The sequence below is a fragment of the Stenotrophomonas sp. 704A1 genome (assembly GCF_030549525.1).
Classification (GTDB): Bacteria; Pseudomonadota; Gammaproteobacteria; order Xanthomonadales; family Xanthomonadaceae; genus Stenotrophomonas; species Stenotrophomonas tuberculopleuritidis.
This window is the reverse complement of record NZ_CP130831.1, coordinates 943,310-961,958: the sequence shown is the minus strand read 5'-3', so window position 1 is coordinate 961,958 and position 18,649 is coordinate 943,310. Positions and strand designations below refer to the sequence as shown.

Sequence of the window (18,649 nt, the reverse complement as noted above, 5' to 3'; positions counted from 1 at the left end):
GCGGGCCCCGCCAGCTTATCAAGCGCCGTCGCCGGCCTTGCGCACGGGCAACGCCAGGATGGCGTCGGTGCTCATGACATCGCCGAAGGCATCTTCGATCTGCGCCAGCGAAGCGTCATGCAGCGCGCGATGATCGATGCGCTGGCCACCGGCCAGGTCCAGGTCGCGGCTGGCGCTGGCATCGGAGGAGACAATCACCCGGTAGCCGCGCGGAGCCGCCGCCGCGTCGCGCGCAGCACCGGCCACACAGGCATGAGTCTGCAGGCCGGTGACGATCAGCGTGTCGATACCGGCATCCTTCAGCACCGTGTCGAGCACCGCGGCCGAGTTGCCAGCGAACACGCTGACGTTGTCCTTCTGCACCACGGTCTCCCCCATGCGCGGCTGCAGGTCGCGATGGAAGGCGGCATTGACGCTGCCCTGCGCGAACAGCGGCGCGCCCGCCGGCAGCACGTGCTGCACATGGATCACGCGGATGCCGTGCGCATCGGCGAACGCGACCACCCGCTTGGCCTGGCGCAGTGCGGCCACGCCATCGGGAATGACCATGCGGCCACCGGCAAAGCCCGGCGCGGCCTTGGCGTCGAAGTACTCGTTCTGGAAGTCGATCACCAGCACGGCGGTCTTCGCTGCATCCAGCGAGGCAACCGTCGGCGCCCCGGCCATGTGGCGGATGGTGGGATGGGTCGGTTCGGCGGCGGCGACCGGTGCGGCGGCAGCCATGCCGATCAGGCTGGCCAGGCCGAAGGCGGAGAGATTCATGGGGCGACTCCTGTGCAGTGGAAAGTGAGCACAGGATGCGGAGCGGGTGGCGCACGAACCAGCCACCCAAAGGAACATGATCTGTGCGACTGGTGCACAGATAGCTTTTGTGGAGTCGAGCCATGCTCGACTACGCAGGAGCAGTCGAGCATGGCTCGACACTACCAGGCCAGCTTGACCCCATTGAGCCGCACGACCATCGCGTGGTCGCGCCCCAGCACCACTTCGGCGGTATTGCTGCCCGCGCGCACGGCACCTGCAAGGCCCGCCGGATACTTCACCGGGACGCCGGCCAACGTCTGCACATGCTGGGCCGGAGAGATCCTGCTCCTGATCACGAACTCCGCGCAGCTGCCTTCGAGCAGATACACAGGCGATCCTGCCGGAAATTCGATCAGCTGCAGGTTGCGCGCCTCGCTTTGCCGCATGCTGCGAAGGGGCGCCCCTTGCGTCCGCAGGCGGCGCAGCGCGCGCTGGGCGCGGGACCACGGCCAGTAGAAGATGGCGTAGATGGCCACGACGATGGCATAGACGGCAACGGCCGCCACGACCCACACGGCCGCCTCAGGCATCTGAAGGAATCCTGTCGGTGAAAAGCCGCAGTTGAAAACGCAGACGGGCCGTACAAGGACGGCCCGTCTTCAACGCTTGCAGGCCCGGACTGGACATCGCTGAGACGATCTCCAGCCGGAACGCCGGCCGCTTACAGGCGGCTGGCGATGGCCTGGGCAAAGCTCATGGTGGTGCCGGTGCCGCCCAGATCGCCGGTCAGCGAATCCTTGGCTTCCATGGTGGCCACGATGGCCTTGCGCAGGCGCTCGGCGTTTTCCGGCTGGCCGACATGGTCCAGCATCTGCGCGGCGGCCAGCAGCAGCGCGCACGGATTGGCCTTGCCCTGGCCGGCGATGTCCGGCGCGGTGCCGTGCACGGCTTCGAAGATCGCCGCGTCCTTGCCGATGTTGGCGCCCGGGGCCAGGCCCAGGCCGCCGACCAGACCGGCGCACAGGTCGGAGATGATGTCGCCGAACAGGTTGGTGGTGACGATCACGTCGAACTGTTCCGGACGCATCACCAGCTGCATGCAGCAGTTGTCGACGATCATTTCCTGGAACTCGATGTCCGGGTACTGCGCGGCCACTTCACGGGCGACGTTCAGGAACAGGCCCGAGGTCGACTTGATGATGTTGGCCTTGTGCACGGCGGTGACCTTCTTGCGGCCGGTGCTCTTGGCCAGCTCGAAGGCGTAGCGCACGATGCGCTCGGAGCCCTTGCGGGTGATGCGGGTGCCTGAGAACGCGGTCTCGCCGTCGGCCGACACTTCCTGGCCTTCGGCCAGGTAGGCACCTTCGGTGTTCTCACGAACGGTGATCAGGTCGACGTTGTTGAAACGCGACTTGGTGTTCGGGAAGGTGTGGGCCGGACGCACGTTGGCGTACAGGTCGAAGTGGCGGCGCAGGCTGACGTTGATCGAGGTGAAGCCACCACCGACCGGAGTGGTCAGCGGGCTCTTCAGCGCGACCTTGTTGCGCGCGATCGATTCCAGGGTGACTGCCGGCATCAGGTCGCCGTGCTTCTCCAGGGCCACCAGGCCGGCGTCGGCGTCTTCGTACTCCAGGCCAGTCTTGAGCTGGTCGAGCACGAACAGGGTGGCGTCCATGATTTCCGGGCCAATGCCGTCGCCGCGGATGACCGTAATTTTCTGCGTCATTGATCGATGTTCCGAACAGGGGGAAAAACGCCGTCCGGACGTGCCCGGAAACGCCGGCGCAAAGGAAGTTTCACCAGCAATTATGCCTGAGCCGGGGCCGAGGTCCCAAATAGACCATGGTCCCAGTGCCCGGCTCAGGCAGAATTGCCCGCGCATCCCACCTTATCCCCGCGCCTGTCGGCGCGCCCCCTTGAACAACAAGGGGGCTCCTGCGCTGTTGGATCGCGGTAAGGGCCTCTGCGCGCAAGGTAGCGCCGGGCCATGCCCGGCGGCTTTTCGTTCAGGTACCCGCCGGGCGTGGCCCGGCGCTGCCTCAATGCTCGTGCGCTGCCGGGGCGGCGGCGCCGCCTTCAAGCTGGTCGAGGAAATCGACCGCGCGGCGCAGGTGCGGGATCACGATCGAGCCGCCGACCACCAGGCCGACCGAGAAGGTCTCGAAGAACTCTTCACGGGTTACGCCGGCGTCCTTGCACTGGGCCACGTGGTAGCTGATGCAGTCATCGCAGCGCAGCACCATCGAGGCCACCAGGCCCAGCAGTTCCTTGGTCTTCACGTCCAGCGCGCCGGCCTGGTAGGTCTGCGTGTCGAGGGCGAAGAAGCGACGCACCACCTGGTTCGGTTCGCCCAGGATGCGTTCATTCATGCGCTTGCGGAAATCGGTGAACTCGGCGATGCGGTCCTTGCTGCCGTCGTCGGCCGCGCTCATGCCTGGCCCTGCCCGGCCAGCAGCGGCTCGAGCTTGCCCTCGCGATGCAGCGCCATCATGTCGTCGTAGCCGCCGACATGGACCTCGCCGACGAAGATCTGCGGCACGCTGGTGCGGCGGGTCTTGGCCATCATCTTCTCGCGCTCGACCGGGTCCAGGTCGATGCGGACTTCGGTCCACTGCTGGCCCTTGCTCTTGAGGAAGTTCTTGGCGGCCACGCAGTAGGGGCATACCGCGGTGGAATAGATGGTGATGGCGGGGGCGCCGCCGGCGGTCTGGGCTGTCACGGGAAACTCCACGATGGATCGACGGTCCATATATGGTACCGGTGCGCTGGAATTTCCACGCCACGGCCGCAACACTGTGGATTAACGAATGGTTGCCCCCTGCCCTGCCACGCTGGGCGGGCCCTGCCTGAGGATCGATCGCGTGCGACCCCTGCTGCTCACCGCTGCCCTGACCCTGGCCCTGGCCGCCCCGCTGGCCCAGGCCCAGGAGAAGCTGCCCGACATCGGCTCCTCGGCCGGCGAGCTGCTGACCCCGGCGCGCCAGGCCGAGTACGGCGCGATGATGCTGCGCGAGCTGCGCAACTACGGGTACCTGCTGGATGACCCGCTGGTCAACGACTGGCTGCAGACCATGGGCACCCGGCTTGGCTCCAACAGCGACCAGCCACGCCAGCCGTACACCTTCTTCGTGATGAAGGACCGCCAGATCAATGCCTTCGCCACGCTGGGCGGCTACATCGGGGTCAACGCCGGGCTGGTGCTGACCGCCGAGCGCGAGGACGAGGTGGCCGCCGTGCTCTCGCACGAAATCGCCCATGTCACCCAGCAGCACGTGCTGCGCGGCGTGGAACGCGCCCAGCGCGACCAGATTCCGATCCTGCTGGGCATGCTGGCCGCCGTGGTGGCCGCCCAGGCCAGCAACAGCAGTTCCTCGGGCAACGCGACGATGGCCGCGATCAGCTCCGGCATGGGCCTGATGCAGCAGCGCCAGATCGACTACACACGCTCCAATGAATCGGAGGCCGACCGCCTGGGCATCCGCACCCTGGCCCGCAGCGGCTACGACGTCGACGCGATGGCCGGGTTCTTCGAACGGATGTCCACGGCAATGCGCGGCAACGAAGGCGGCTACAGCGTTCCCGACTTCCTGCGCACCCATCCGGTCAACATCACCCGCATCAGCGAGGCCAAGGCCCGCGCCGAGCAGATGAAGAAGGACACGGTGCTGCTGACCACCCGCACGCCCAGCGGCGAGCGGCGCGAACGGGTGGATCCGGCCGACCCGACGCTGGGCGACCCGCTGCTGCGCGGCAGCAACCCGCTGCTGCCCGGCAGCGTGCTGCGCCTGCCGATCGGCCAGCTGAGCCGTGGCGCCAGCGGTGACTTCGATTGGGCCCGCGAGCGCCTGCGCGTGCTCAGCGCCGACAGCACGGCGGAACTGGAGCGCGAGTACGCCGACCTGGCGCGGCGCCAGAAGGACGGCCTGAACGACGCACAGCGCTACGGCCAGGCCCTGGCCACGATGCGCGGCGGCCGCCAGGGCGCCGGCCAGGCGCGGCAGACCCTGGCCGACCTGCTCGGGACCCACCGCGACAGCCTGTGGATCGCCCTGGCCCTGGCCGAAGCGGAATCGCGTGCCGGCCAGCCGGCGCAGGCCAACACCCGGTTCGAGCAGCTGCTGCGTGAGCATCCCAACAGCCGGCCGGTGGCCTTGACCTATGCCGAGATCCTGAACGAACAGGGCGGCCGCGAGGCCGGCCAGCGCGCCCAGGCGATGCTGCGCCCGCTGCTGTCGCAAAGTGGTAACGATCCGGTCTTCCAGCAGCGTTACGCCCGCGCCAGCGAGCTTGCCGGCGACAGCGTCCGCGCCAGCGAGGCCTACGCCGAAGCCGCGTTCCTGGGCGGCCGCCCGGAGCAGGCCCTGATCCAGCTGCAGGCCCTCAAGCGCAACCCCGCGCTGGACTATGTCGGGCGCGCCCGGGTCGACGCCCGCATCGAATCGATCACCCCCACCGTGCTGGAACTGCGCCGGCAGGGCGTGCAGGACCCCGACCTGGACCGCCGCTGAGCGCGGCATGACCGATCAATGGCAATCCGGCCAGATGACGGCCGGGTAGTCACAAACATGTCATCAAACCGTAGTCTACTGGCACCAGTCCAGTAACCGAGCCCTACGGTGCCCTCGTGCAGAAACGCATCCTGATCGTCGATGACGAGCCCGCGATCCGCGAAATGGTCGCCTTCGCCCTCCGCAAGGGCGACTACGAACCTGTCCACGCCGGTGACGCCCGCGAGGCCCAGACCGCGATCGCCGACCGCGTCCCCGATCTGATCCTGCTGGACTGGATGCTGCCCGGCACCAGCGGCCTGGATCTGGCCCGCCGCTGGCGCAAGGAAACCCTGACCCGCGAAGTGCCGATCATCATGCTGACCGCCCGCGGCGAAGAGAACGATCGCGTCGGCGGCCTGGAAGCCGGCGTCGACGATTACGTGGTGAAGCCGTTCTCGGCACGCGAGCTGCTCGCGCGCATCCGTGCGGTGATGCGCCGCGCCCGCGACGACGACGAGGACGGCAGCGTGGCGGTCGGCCCGATCCGTATCGACGGCGCCGCCCACCGGGTGTTCGCCAATGACCAGCCGGTGCCGATCGGACCGACCGAATACCGCCTGCTGCACTTCTTCATGACCCACCCCGAGCGCGTGTACACCCGCGCCCAGCTGCTGGACCACGTGTGGGGCGGCAGCGTGTACGTGGAGGAGCGCACCATCGACGTGCACATCCGCCGCCTGCGCAAGACGCTGGAACCGTTCAACGCCGAGAACATGGTGCAGACCGTGCGCGGCGCCGGTTACCGCTTTTCCACCGCGACCTGAGTTTCGTCGTGCCGGCGCCGGACACCTGGCGGTGCCGGCGTCGGCAACTCTGCTATAACCCACGGTTCACCTGCGTGAGCCGCCGCACCCCTCGACGAGACTGCAATGCCCCGCCACATCCGCTCTGCCTGGTTGAAGACACTGGCCACCGTGGCCATGGTGTTGCTGTTGGCCGGCCTGGCCGGAGGATTCACCGGGCATTTCTGGCTGTGCATCGCGCTGGCAGCGCTGGCCACCCTGGTCTGGCACTACTGGCGCCTGCGCCGCGTGCTGCGTCGGCTGACCGCCCGCCAGCGCTGGGACACGGCCGCCGAAGGGACCGGTGTCTGGAACGAACTGGACCGCCTGCTGTACCGCAACCAGGTGGAGATGCGCGTACGCAAGCGCCGCCTGCTGGACATGCTGCGCAGCTACCGCGCCGCCGCCGCCGCGCTGCCTGACGCAGTGGTGGTGCTGGACCGCAACAGCCAGCGCGTGCAGTGGTTCAACGAAGCGGCCACCGCCCTGCTCGGCCTGCATCACCCCGGCGACCTGGGCGAAGCGCTGGTCGAACGGCTGCAACCGATGCCGCTGGCGCACTGGCTGGCCGGTGGGCGCAATGCCGAGCCGATCCTGGATGTGCCCTCGCCGGTCGATGCAGCCATCCGCCTGAACCTGCGGCTGATCCCCTATTCTTCCGACTACTGGCTGCTGATCGCACGCGATGTCAGCAAGCTGCTGCGCCTGGAGCAGGTGCGCCGCGATTTCGTGGCCAACGTTTCACATGAACTGCGCACGCCGCTCACCGTGGTCCACGGCTACCTGGACATGATGGACCCCGAGGATTTCCCCGGAACCGGTCCGATGCTCGAGGAGATGCGCAAGCAGAGCCAGCGCATGGCCCAGCTGGTGGAAGACCTGCTGACGCTGTCGCGGCTGGAATCGCAGGAGCACAGCGAGGAAGAGACCGTGGCCATGCAGCCGATGCTGGCGACGCTGCGCCGCGAAGCCGAAGCGCACAGCCAGGGCCGCCACCAGATCAGCATCGACGACCTGGCCGGCGTGGACCTGCAGGGCTCGACCAAGGAACTGCACAGCGCCTTCTCCAACCTGGTGACCAACGCCGTGCGCTACACCCCGGCCGGCGGCCGCATCGCGGTGGAGTTCCGTCGCGAAGGCGATGGCGCGGTACTGGCGGTACGCGATACCGGCTACGGCATCCCGGCCACCCACCTGCCGCGGCTGACCGAACGCTTCTACCGTGTTTCCAGCAGCCGCTCGCGCGAGAGCGGCGGCACCGGCCTGGGCCTGTCCATCGTCAAGCACATCCTCGGCCTGCACCACGCGCGGCTGGAGATCGACAGCGAGGTCGGCAAGGGTTCGGTATTCGCCTGCCATTTCGATGCCGACCACGTGCGACCGCGTGAGTCCGCCCCCCTGACCTCCATCGAAGAGTGACGCCATGAGCAGCCTCGGATCCCTCCCTCTCCCCGTGAGCCCGGACAGCGATCCGTTGCGTGACCCGGCCCTGTACATCAACCGCGAACTGTCGCAGCTGGATTTCAACTTCCGCGTGCTGGCGCAGGCGATGGACCCGCAGGTGCCGCTGCTGGAGCGGCTGCGCTTCATGTGCATCTCCTGCACCAACCTCGACGAATTCTTCGAGATCCGCGCGGCCGCGGTGCGCCATGCGCAGGAGTTCGGCCTGCCACCGGCACCGGACGGTATGGGCCCACAGGCCATCCTCAATGCCATCCATGACCGCGCCGCCCAGCTGGTGGACCAGCAGTACCGCTGCTGGAACGAGACACTGCGCCCGGCGCTGGCCGAGGCCGGCATCGGCGTGCTGGGCCGCCACTCCTGGAGCCATCGCCAGAAGCGCTGGCTGCGCGCGTACTTCCGCAACGAGATCATGCCGGTGCTGTCACCGCTGGGCCTGGACCCGGTGCATCCGTTCCCGAAGATCCTCAACAAGTCGCTGAACATCGTCGTGGTGCTGAAGGGCACCGATGCATTCGGCCGCGCCGGCCACCTCGCCATCGTGCGCGCGCCGCGTTCGCTGCCGCGCATCATCCAGCTGCCGGAAAAGCTCGGCGGCCCGCAGAACTTCGTGTTCCTGTCCTCGGTGCTGTCCACCTTCGTCGATGAGCTGTTCCCGGGGCTGGAAGTCCAGGGCGCCTACCAGTTCCGCGTCACCCGCAATTCCGAGCTGGTGGTGGACGAGGAGGAAGTGGAGAACCTGGCGCTGGCGCTGCGCGACGAGCTGGTCGACCGCGGCTATCGCCCGGCGGTCCGGCTGGAAATCGCCCAGGACATGCCGCGCGACATCGTACGGACCCTGCTGCAGAACTTCGGCCTGACCGAGAACGCGGTGTACCGCATCGACGGGCCGGTCAACCTCAACCGCATCATCCAGCTGTACGACCTGATCGCGCAGCCGGATCTGAAGTACCCGCCGATGACCCCGCGCACGCTGCGCGACAGCGATGGGATCTTCGAGACCGTGGCCCGCCAGGACCTGCTGCTGCACCACCCGTTCGATGCCTTCGCGGCGGTGCTCGACCTGATCCGCCAAGCCGCGCTGGATCCGAACGTGCTGGCGATCAAGCAGACCCTGTACCGCACCGGCAAGGATTCGCAGATCGTCGACGCACTGATCCAGGCCGCGCGTGCCGGCAAGGATGTGACGGTGGTGGTGGAACTGCGCGCGCGCTTCGATGAAGAGGCCAACCTGGGCCTGGCCGACCGCCTGCAGGAGGCCGGCGTGCAGGTGGTGTATGGCGTGGTCGGCTTCAAGACCCACGCCAAGATGCTGCTGATCGTGCGCCGCGAGGGCCGCAAGCTGCGCCGCTACGTGCACCTGGGCACCGGCAATTACCACAGCGGCACCGCCCGCGCGTACACCGACCTGAGCCTGATCACCGCCGATGCCGACATCGGCAACGACGTGCACCTGTTGTTCCAGCAGCTGTCCGGGCTGGCCTCGAAGATGAAGCTCAAGCGCCTGCTGCAGTCGCCGTTCACCCTGCATACCGGCATCCTGGCCCGCATCGAGCGCGAGACCCGCATCGCCGCCGCCGGACGGCCGGCGCGGATCATCGCCAAGATGAACGCCCTCAACGAGGCGCAGGTGATCCGTGCGCTGTACGCCGCGTCGCAGGCCGGGGTGCAGATCGACCTCATCATCCGCGGCGCGTGCACCCTGCGCCCGGGCGTGCCGGGTGTATCGGACAACATCCGCGTGCGTTCGATCGTCGGCCGTTTCCTGGAGCACAGCCGCGTGTACTGGTTCGGCAACGATGGCGCGCCGGAACTGTACTGCGCCAGTGCCGACTGGCTGGAGCGCAACCTGCTGCGCCGGGTGGAAACCTGCTTCCCGATCCTCGACCCGGCACTGGCCAAGCGGGTCTACCGCGAGGTGCTGCAGAACTACCTCGACGACAACCTCAACGCCTGGGAGCTGGATGCCGACGGCATCTACCACAAGCGCTCGCCGGCCCACGACGAAGCGCCGCATTCGGCGCAGATGGCCTTGATGCAGGGGCTGTAACAGCCGTCGGGCATGGCCCGACGCGACGAACGTGGATCCCGACCGCTGGTCGGGGTCCGACCCACCGGCCGGGTGCAGGGCGCTGCCCTGGCGCACTCCCCGTGCAACATGTGAAGGCCGCGCGGTGACGCCGCGCCCCACCCTTCGGCTAACATTCGCCCATGCCGCATACCACCACGACTCCGCCCGCATTGCAGGATGGCGACCTGCTGGCCGCCATCGACCTTGGCTCCAATAGTTTCCACATGGTCATCGCGCGTTACACGCTTGGCCAGCTGCGGGTGATCGATCGCCTGCGCGAAACCGTGCGCATGGCCGACGGCCTGGATGGCAAGGGTGGACTGTCCGCGGCGGCGCGGCAGCGCGCGCTGGAATGCCTGGCGCGGTTCGGCCAGCGCATCCGCAATGTGCCCCCGCACCGGGTCAGGGCCCTGGCCACCAACACCGTGCGCCAGCTGCGTTCGCCGCAGGCATTCCTGATGCCGGCCGAGACCGCGCTCGGGCACGCCATTGAAGTGGTCAGTGGCCGCGAAGAGGCACGCCTGATCTACCTGGGCGTGGCCCACGCGCAACCGCCCAAGCCCGACCAGCACCGGCTGGTGATCGACATCGGCGGTGGCTCGACCGAGTTCATCATCGGCAAGGGCATGCAGACCCTGGAGCGCGAGAGCCTGCAGGCCGGCTGCATCGCCAGTACCCGTCGCTTCTTCCCCGGCGGCAAGCTCAGCAAGAAGCGCTGGAAAGACGCACTGGCCGAGATCGGCCGTGAATTCCAGCCGTTCGCCAGCAAGTACCGCGCACTGGGCTGGCAGGAAGCGCTGGGCTCGTCGGGTACGCACAAGGCGATCAGCGAGATCTGCGCGACGATGAAGCTGAGCAAGGGCGCGATCACCGCCGAAGCCTTGCCGCAGCTGCGCGAGGAACTGCTCAAGGCCAGGAAGATCGACGACATCGAACTGCCCGGCCTGTCCAGCGACCGCCGGCCGATCATCGCCGGTGGCATCCTGGTGCTGGAAGCGGCGTTCCAGGCCCTGGGCCTTCAGAAGCTGCTGGTCAGCAAGGCCGCAATGCGCGAAGGCATCCTCTACGACATCCTCGGCCGTGCCGGCGACAACGACCCGCGCGACGAGTCGGTGGCCGCACTCACCCAGCGCTACGGCATCGACACGCTGCAGGCCGGCCGCGTGCGCGACACGGCGCTGTCGCTGCTGGAACAGGTGCAGGAACGCTGGAAGCTGGATGCCGACGACGCCCGCATGCTGGGCTGGGCCGCGCAGCTGCACGAGCTGGGGCTGATGATTGCCCACAGCGGTTACCACGTGCACGGCAGCTATGTGCTGGAGAACTCGGACATCGCCGGCTTCTCGCGGCAGGAACAGCAGATGCTCGCTGCGCTGGTGCGCAACCATCGACGCAGCATCAGCAAGACCGCATTCGATGCCATCCCCGAGCGCCTGCTGCTGACCGCGCGGCGCCTGGCGGCGCTGCTGCGCCTGGCCGTCCTGCTCAACCGCGCGCATGAGGATGCTCCGCTGCCCACGCTGGAGCTGACCGCCGACGACAACCGCCTGTCGCTGATCGTGCCGCAGGCGTTCATCGATGCACGGCCGCTGCTGCGCGCCGACCTGATCGGCGAGACCGAAGGCATCGCCGGCCTGGGCATCCAGTTCCGTCCTTTCGTGGTCTGAATCCGGGCCGCCTGCCGGGGTCAGGCCGACGCCTCCCGGCACCCCGCGCTCCGTTACCGACGGTCACGCACCGCGCAGCGCCCCCTGTTTAGCTGCTGCAACGCAACAGGGGCGGGGCGGGCGCGTCCGCTGCACGCGGCGGTAAATCCCTGCTTTTGTTCATGTTTTGTGAAAAGCATTGATGCATGTTGATACAAATCGACATGCGCCCTTTACAGCGCGTTAACCAACGAGACTACTATCGGGTCGCCGGCTCGGTCATTACGCCTGCCGGCTTCTTCGACGCCCGTTTTGGCGTCCTTTGCACGACCTGAGAGAGAGAGAGCTCGTCATGACTTCACGCACCACCGCTCTGGGGCAGGCCATCCGCTATGCCCTGGCGACCACCGCAACGCTGGCCGCCCTGCCCGCCCTCGCCCAGGACGGCGGCGCCAGCCCGACCAACCTGGACCGCATCGAAATCACCGGCTCGCGCATCCGCCAGGTCGACGTTGAAACGTCGCAGCCGGTGCTGGCGCTGAGCCGCCTGGATATCGAGCGCCAGGGCTTCAGCTCGGTGTCGGACATCCTGCAGAACGTGACCGCGATGGGCAGCCCGACCATCAGCCGCGCCAACGTGCTGTCGGCCGGCGAAGACGCCGGCGGCACCTACGTGAACATGCGCAACCTGGGCACCCAGCGCACGCTGGTGCTGGTCAACGGCAAGCGCCTGGGCATCAGCACCTCCGGCTACCAGGACGTGTCGACCCTGCCGGTCTCGGCGGTGGAGCGCATCGAAGTGCTGAAGGACGGCGCCTCGGCCATCTACGGTTCCGACGCAATGGCCGGCGTCATCAACATCATCACCCGCACCAACGTCACCGGCATCACCGCCAACGTCTACCACGGGCAGTACAGCGAAGGCGACGGCGAACGTGATCGCTTCGACGTGGTTGCCGGCTGGTCCAACGATCGCTTCTCGGCCACCTTCGCTGCCGAACACTCGGAAGAAAAGGCGGTGTGGGCGCGCGATCGCGGCTTCAGCCAGTACGGCAATACCGACCGCCACCCGACCGACGGCTGGACCACCAACAGCCAGTGGGGCCAGTTCTACGGCGTGAAGGGCGGCCCGGGCTGCACCAAGGCCGCCGGCTGCGACTACGCGCTCAACCGCGGCAGTGACCCGACCAACCCGGCCAACTATCACTTCACCGACCCGACCGCGTTCACCGGTGATGTCAGCAACACCAATGATCAGATGCACCTGAGCTACCCGATCAAGCGTGATTCGCTGTACTTCTCCGGCCAGGCCAACATCACCGACAACGTGCGCTTCAAGGCCGAACTGGGCTACAACAAGCGCTCGTCGACCCGCGTCACCGCCGGCTATCCGTTCGACACCGCCACCGCCAAGATCAAGGGCATGTCGGTCGACAGCTACTTCAATCCGTTCGGCAACCAGCATGGCTATGCCCGCCCGACCGAAGTGAGCTGGAACCGCCGGCTGTGGGAAGTCCCCCGCACCAGCACCAGCGAGCTGAAGACCTATCGCGCCGTGGCCGCGTTCGATGGTTCGTTCGACATCGGCGAGCGCTACTTCGACTGGGAAGTGGGCTATCAGTACAACAAGAACGAACTGCGCCAGAACACCTTCGGCAACCTGCACAAGGGCCGCGTCGAGCAGGCAACCGGCAGGTCGTTCCTGAACCCGGCAACGGGCAAGGTCGAATGCGGTACGCCGGGCGCGCCGATCGCCAACTGCATGCCGTGGAATCCGCTGATTCCGTACGGCGTGGAAAGCCCGTATGGCATGACCAACAACCAGGCGCTGCAGGACTGGCTGTTCCCGGCCGAGAACGCCACCGGCCGCACCACGTCCAAGAATGCGTTCGCCACCATCAGCGGCAGCCTGTTCACCCTGCCGGCCGGTGACCTGGGCTTTGCCTTCGGCCTGGAAAACCGTGAGGAAACCGGCAAGTTCGTGCCCGACCCGCTGGCCCAGAGCGGCGCCACCACCAACCTGGCCGCTGGCCCGACCGGTGGCTCGTACAAGGTGAAGGAAGCCTACCTGGAGTTGAACGTGCCGGTGCTGGCCGATCTGCCCGGCGCGCGTGAGCTGAGCTTGAACGCGGCGACGCGCTTCTCCGACTACAACACCTTCGGCAACACGCTCAACAGCAAGTTCGGCTTCAAGTGGAAGCCGATCGACCAGCTGCTGGTCCGTGGTACCTGGGCCGAGGGCTTCCGTGCGCCGACCATCTCCGACCTGTACGGCGGTGGTTCGGAAACGTTCGCCAACTTCTCCGATCCGTGTGACAGCAAGTACGGTTCGGCACGCACCAGTGCCGAGGTCCGCAGCCGCTGCGCACGCGACATCGCCGACATCGCCAACTTCCGCCAGCTGGACAACCGCAACCAGCCGACCGAAGGCTCGGTGGCCGCCACGCCGACCCCGTTCACCTCCGGCTCGAACCCGGACCTGAAGCCGGAAACCTCGACCAGCCGCACCCTGGGCGTGGTCTGGAGCCCGACCTTCATCAGCAACTTCAACGTGTCGCTGGACTGGTGGAAGATCCGCATCGACGACACCATCGTTGAGGACAGCCCGAACCAGATCCTGATCGACTGCTACGAGCAGGGCCTGGCCGAACGTTGCGCCCGCTTCACCCGCAATCCGGGCACCGGCATCGTCACCGGCCTGAAGTTCGGCAACCGCAATGCCGGCTTCGCCGAAGTGGAAGGCTATGACATGGACGTGTCCTACCGGGTGGACACCGACTACGGCAAGCTGAGCACCTCGTGGTCGACCACCTACGTGGCGCAGGACATCTTCCGCTCCTCCAACGATGCCGCGATCGTGCCGACGGTCAACAACGGCATCGCCGTCAACACCGGCATCGGCTTCCGCGTGCGGTCGAACCTGACCGTGGGCTGGGACCTGGAGAACTTCGGCGTCAGCTGGACCGCGCGTTACTACTCCAGCGTCAAGGAACAGTGCGTCAATCCGACCCGCTACGCCGACGAATGCTCCGACCCCGGCGTGTACGCCCCGTGGTACAAGGGCGCGCGCAACTACAACGAGCGCGGTTCGGTGACCTTCCACGACCTGCAGTTCCGCTACAACCTGCCGTGGGACGCCACCGTGTCGGTCGGCGCCAACAACGTGTTCGACAAGCAGGGACCGATCATGTACACCAAGCCCCGTTCGGTGTTCTCGTACTACGGCGGCTACGACATCGGCCGCTTCATCTACATGAAGTACACCCAGCGTTTCTGATCCCTGCGCGCGGTTGAGGCACCACGACCACGGCCCCTTCGGGGCCGTGGTTTTCTGATGCCGCCGCGGGCGCCGGAGCGCCGTCATCGCAGTGTCGCAATGCAGTCATATCGGCTACATCGCCAGGCCCGAGCATGCCGGAAAACCGGAGGCCCGCCATGCGCTATGCCATCGTCACCGAAACCTACCCACCGGAGGTCAACGGCGTCGCACTGACCGTGCAGGGGCTGGAGCAGGGATTGCGCGCCGCCGGCCACGAGGTCGATCTGGTCCGTCCCCGGCAGATCAGCGAGGCCCTGGATTCAGCCGCCGGCACCCTGCTGGTACCGGGCGCCGCCCTGCCCCGCTATCCCGGCCTGCGTTTCGGCCTGCCGGCGCCGATCCGGCTCGGCCGGCACTGGCAGCAGCAGCGCCCCGATGCCGTCTACGTCGCCACCGAAGGTCCGCTGGGCTGGTCGGCGCTGCGCACCGCGCGCCGCCTCGGCATCCCGGTGGCGACCGGCTTCCACACCCGCTTCGACGAGTACCTGCCCGACTACGGTGTGGCCTGGCTGCAGTCCGCGGCGATGCGCTGGATGCGACGCTTCCACAACCAGGCCGACGCGACGCTGGTACCGACCCGTGAACTGCAGGAATTCCTCGGTGAACAGGGCTTCGAGCGTGTGCGCCTGCTGGCGCGCGCGGTGGACAGCCAGCAGTTCGATCCGTCGCGGCGCGATCCGGCGCTGCGCGAGGAATGGGGCATCGATGGCAACGGCCTGGCCGCGATCTACGTCGGCCGCATCGCTGCGGAAAAGAACCTGGGCCTGGCGGTGAAGGCGTTCCGCCGCCTGCAGCAGGTACGGCCCAAGGCACGGTTCATCTGGGTCGGTGATGGCCCGGCGCGCGAGAAGCTGGCACATGAGAACCCGGATTTCATCTTCTGTGGCATCCAGCGCGGCGATGCCCTGGCCCGACACTTCGCCAGCGGCGATCTGTTCCTGTTCCCCAGCCGCAGCGAGACGTTCGGCAACGTGACCCTGGAAAGCATGGCAAGCGGCCTGGCGACGGTCGCCTTCGACTACGGCGCGGCGCACGAGTATCTGCGCACGGGCGAGAACGGCGCCGCCGTGGACGACGACGATGCGTTCGTCGAAGCGGCGGTGCAGCTGGCCGCCGATGACACACTGCGCCGGGAGCTGGGCGGCAACGCAGCGCGGGCGATGAAGCGCCTGCATCCGCAGCAGGTGGTGGCCGAATTTGAAAGCCTGCTGGCAGAGCTGGCGCGGTCCCGGAGGGGCGGCCATGCGCACCACGCCGCTTGAACTGCTGGCCGGGCGCGAAGCGCGCTGGTGCCGCCGGGCCAACCACTACTGCCGCCGTCGCCGCGTACGGCGCGCGTTCTCGATCATCAGCCGGCTCGGCGATGGCGTGTTCTGGTATGTGCTGATGGGCGCGCTGGTGGTCATCGACGGCTTCGACGGCCTGCGTGCATCGGTGCACATGGCCGCCACCGGCGTGGCCGCGCTGCTGCTGTACAAGGGCCTGAAGCGCTGGACCCGACGACCGCGGCCGTACGCCGCCGATCTGCGCATCCGTGCCTGGGTGGCGCCGCTGGACGAGTTCAGTTTTCCGTCCGGGCATACCCTGCACGCGGTGTCGTTCACCATCGTCGCCCTGGCGTACTACCCGTGGCTGGCGCCGTTGCTGGTGCCGTTCACGTTCTGCGTCGGCCTGTCGCGCGTGGTGCTGGGCCTGCACTACCCCAGCGACGTGCTGGCAGCCACCGGCATCGCGGTACTGCTGGCATCGGCCAGCCTGGCCTGGCTGCCGCTGCCGGTGTGACGCGCTCTGCGCCGGACCTGACCCGGCGGGCACCGCCTCCTGCGGCCGGGCGATGGCCTAGAATACCGGCATGACCACGCTGTTCATCTCCGATCTGCACCTGGACCCGAGCCGTCCGGCCATCACCGACCTGTTCCTGCGCTTCCTGCGCGAGGACGCACCCGGCGCCGATGCGCTGTACATCCTGGGCGACCTGTTCGAAGCCTGGATCGGCGATGACACGCCCTCGCCGGCCGCCGATGCGGTGGCGGATGCGCTGAAGACGCTGTCTGACAGTGGCGTGCCGGTGTACTTCATCCGTGGCAACCGCGATTTCCTGCTGGGCGAGGACTACGCGCGCCGCGCCGGCCTGCGCATCCTGCCCGACCCCTGCATGATCGAGCTGTACGGGCGCCCGGTGCTGCTGCAGCACGGCGACCTGCTGTGCACCGATGACATCCCCTACCAGCAGTTCCGCGCACAGACCCGCGATCCGGCGTTCCAGGCGCAGTTCCTGTCGCAGCCACTGGCCGCACGCATCGCTTTCGCACAGAAGGCGCGCGATGCCAGCCAGGCACGCCAGTCGGAAATGAAGCAGGGTGACCGCGCGCAGTTCGAAGCGGTCACCGACGTGTCCGCCGACGAGGTGGCGGCTACCTACGTGCGCCATGGCGTGGACACCATGATCCACGGCCACACCCACCGCCCGGCGATCCACGCCGTGCAGGCCGGTGGCCGCGACTGCACCCGCATCGTGCTGGGCGACTGGTACGAACAGGGTTCGGTGCTGCGCGTGGACGCCGACGGCTGGCAGCTGGAGACGCTGGCGCGCGACTGAGCGCCGCGCGGAACCCGCGACCGCGCGCAGCGGTCGCGGGCAGTACAGGGTCAGCGGAACCCGGCGATGGTGGCCTTGGTGTTGACCAGCACGCGCTGGTTGTCGGCACTGCTGGCGATGCCCATCGGCACGCCGTTGTAGCTGATGTTCGGGTTGGACCAGTAGTTCAGGCGCGGGCAGCCCGCCGTGCAGTCGTAGGCCATGATGGTGCGCCAGCGTGACCCGCTGGCCGGCTGGTAGCGATAGCCATGGCCGTAGGCATACGGCGAGGTGCTCGGATCGCTGGCGATGTCATGCCGGGCACTCTGCAGATGACCGATCTCATGCGCGAACGAGTAGTAGCCGGTCGCGCAGTCCCAGTACACCGCGGCGAACGCCGTCGCGGCCGTGGAGCCGATGCCCGAGGCCAGGCCGCAGTAGCTGGTGTTGTTGATCAGCAGCACGCCGACGTCGGCCGCGGTGCTGTTGCGGCTGGTGTGGATGCTGTCCATGTAGCCATCGCTGGTACCGCGGAACCGCGACAGATCGGTGGTGAAGTTGCCCGACTCGGCATAGCTGGTGGTTTCATAGCCGGCCAGCTGCAGGGTCAGGCCGACGTTGCTGTTGGTGTACCCCTGGTTGGACTCGGCCACCGCCAGCTGTACCAGCGACTGCATGTTGCCGCCGTAGGCGGACACCGCCGCGTTGGTGGCCACCACCAGCACGCGGATGGTCGCCGGTGAGCCCGACGATGCCTGTGCCGCGCCCAGCCGGTCATTGGCCGGCATGCTGATCTTCGGCAGCTGGTTGTAGTCGGCCGGATGGTCGGCCGGCATCCGCGATTCATCCACCTCCACCAGCAGGTGGCGGTTGCCCAGCGGGCGCAGGCGATACAGCCTGCCGTCCTTGCGGATCGAACCGGTGAGGGTGTTGCCCGAGCGCACCAGGATCACCGAGTTGCCCGGATCGTCCTGGCCGGTCGCGGCCTGCAGGCGATCGGACGGTGCCCGCAGCTGGCCGTACCAGATGCTGCCACCATCGGGCAGCGCTTCAACCCGGCTGCGGGTTGCCTGCACCTTCTGGCCCAGCAGTTCGAACTCCAGCTGCGACTGCGCGGTGGCCGCGGCATCGACGCGCACTTCCTGTACGGCAGCGGTGGACGGGGTCGCCAGCAGGCGTCCCAGTGCCGGTTCGCTGGTGGCTGACGTGCGGCTGAGCACGGTGACCGGTTCGAACAGCGGCGCGGCACTGGCCGCCGCCGCCACCGACAGTCCCAACAGCACACCACCTGCCGCTTTACCTATCGATCTGGACATCATCTTGTCGCTCCTTGGAGTGAAGTAGACAGCGTTGATGCAGCACGACCCGGGTCCCGGGTCCGGCCATATGGCCTGCGCGGCGCCTGTGAATTCAATAGAGAAGGGGAATGGAAATCGCGATCTGTGATCGACCGCATCTACGTTCAGACAGGTCAAAAGCGTCAGTACACTTCTTCAAC

The 18,649-nt window shown here is 67.5% G+C and carries 15 protein-coding genes; 9 read left to right on the top strand and 6 right to left on the bottom strand.

Going from position 1 to position 18,649, the window contains the following annotated elements:
• Positions 1-18: 18 nt before the first annotated feature.
• The 5 genes from Q5Z10_RS04360 to grxC all read right to left on the bottom strand — a co-directional run bounded on the left by Q5Z10_RS04360 (position 19) and on the right by grxC (position 3,463).
• A complete protein-coding gene (locus Q5Z10_RS04360) occupies positions 19-762 on the bottom strand; it encodes a cysteine hydrolase family protein (protein WP_303638082.1) in 744 nt (247 codons plus the stop codon).
• A gap of 161 nt (positions 763-923) precedes the next feature.
• Complete coding sequence (locus Q5Z10_RS04355; RefSeq protein WP_303638081.1) at positions 924-1,334, bottom strand: hypothetical protein; 411 nt, start codon at positions 1,332-1,334, stop codon at positions 924-926.
• Between the two features lie 131 nt (positions 1,335-1,465).
• Positions 1,466-2,470: an isocitrate dehydrogenase gene (locus Q5Z10_RS04350; protein ID WP_154262480.1), complete on the bottom strand. Its 1,005-nt coding sequence runs from the start codon at positions 2,468-2,470 to the stop codon at positions 1,466-1,468.
• 313 nt (positions 2,471-2,783) lie between these two features.
• Positions 2,784-3,176, bottom strand: coding sequence for a carboxymuconolactone decarboxylase family protein (locus tag Q5Z10_RS04345; RefSeq protein WP_005408260.1), 393 nt, complete (start codon positions 3,174-3,176; stop codon positions 2,784-2,786).
• Positions 3,173-3,463, bottom strand: a complete 291-nt coding sequence (gene grxC / locus Q5Z10_RS04340) for a glutaredoxin 3 (RefSeq protein ID WP_303638080.1) — start codon at positions 3,461-3,463, stop codon at positions 3,173-3,175. The genes Q5Z10_RS04345 and grxC overlap by 4 nt, the downstream gene beginning before the upstream one ends.
• A 142-nt stretch (positions 3,464-3,605) precedes the next feature.
• On the opposite strand from grxC, the gene Q5Z10_RS21385 reads away from it, so the two are divergent.
• The 9 genes from Q5Z10_RS21385 to lpxH all read left to right on the top strand — a co-directional run bounded on the left by Q5Z10_RS21385 (position 3,606) and on the right by lpxH (position 17,172).
• The gene (locus Q5Z10_RS21385; protein WP_303638079.1) at positions 3,606-5,252 is read left to right on the top strand and encodes a M48 family metalloprotease; all 1,647 of its coding nucleotides are present in this window, start codon (positions 3,606-3,608) and stop codon (positions 5,250-5,252) included.
• A 116-nt stretch (positions 5,253-5,368) separates the two neighbouring features.
• Positions 5,369-6,058: a phosphate regulon transcriptional regulator PhoB gene (gene phoB / locus Q5Z10_RS04330; protein WP_079220798.1), complete on the top strand. Its 690-nt coding sequence runs from the start codon at positions 5,369-5,371 to the stop codon at positions 6,056-6,058.
• 105 nt (positions 6,059-6,163) lie between these two features.
• Positions 6,164-7,495 carry a phosphate regulon sensor histidine kinase PhoR gene (gene phoR / locus Q5Z10_RS04325; protein WP_303638078.1) on the top strand — a complete coding sequence of 444 codons (1,332 nt, stop codon included), beginning with the start codon at positions 6,164-6,166 and terminating at the stop codon, positions 7,493-7,495.
• A gap of 4 nt (positions 7,496-7,499) precedes the next feature.
• Positions 7,500-9,587: a polyphosphate kinase 1 gene (gene ppk1, locus Q5Z10_RS04320; protein ID WP_303638077.1), complete on the top strand. Its 2,088-nt coding sequence runs from the start codon at positions 7,500-7,502 to the stop codon at positions 9,585-9,587.
• Between the two features lie 161 nt (positions 9,588-9,748).
• On the top strand, positions 9,749-11,275 hold the full coding sequence (gene ppx, locus Q5Z10_RS04315; RefSeq protein ID WP_303638076.1) for an exopolyphosphatase: 1,527 nt from the start codon (positions 9,749-9,751) through the stop codon (positions 11,273-11,275).
• Between the two features lie 331 nt (positions 11,276-11,606).
• Positions 11,607-14,531 (top strand): TonB-dependent receptor domain-containing protein, encoded by a 2,925-nt coding sequence (locus Q5Z10_RS04310; RefSeq protein ID WP_303638075.1) that lies wholly within the window; start codon positions 11,607-11,609, stop codon positions 14,529-14,531.
• Positions 14,532-14,689: 158 nt separating this feature from the next.
• The gene (locus tag Q5Z10_RS04305; protein WP_303638074.1) at positions 14,690-15,835 is read left to right on the top strand and encodes a glycosyltransferase family 4 protein; all 1,146 of its coding nucleotides are present in this window, start codon (positions 14,690-14,692) and stop codon (positions 15,833-15,835) included.
• Positions 15,816-16,355: a phosphatase PAP2 family protein gene (locus Q5Z10_RS04300; protein WP_303638073.1), complete on the top strand. Its 540-nt coding sequence runs from the start codon at positions 15,816-15,818 to the stop codon at positions 16,353-16,355. The genes Q5Z10_RS04305 and Q5Z10_RS04300 overlap by 20 nt, the downstream gene beginning before the upstream one ends.
• A gap of 70 nt (positions 16,356-16,425) precedes the next feature.
• Positions 16,426-17,172, top strand: a complete 747-nt coding sequence (gene lpxH / locus Q5Z10_RS04295) for a UDP-2,3-diacylglucosamine diphosphatase (protein ID WP_303638072.1) — start codon at positions 16,426-16,428, stop codon at positions 17,170-17,172.
• Positions 17,173-17,222: 50 nt separating this feature from the next.
• Here lpxH and Q5Z10_RS04290 read toward each other — a convergent pair whose 3' ends face one another.
• Complete coding sequence (locus Q5Z10_RS04290) at positions 17,223-18,470, bottom strand: zinc-dependent metalloprotease (protein ID WP_303638071.1); 1,248 nt, start codon at positions 18,468-18,470, stop codon at positions 17,223-17,225.
• Between the last annotated feature and the right edge of the window lie 179 nt (positions 18,471-18,649).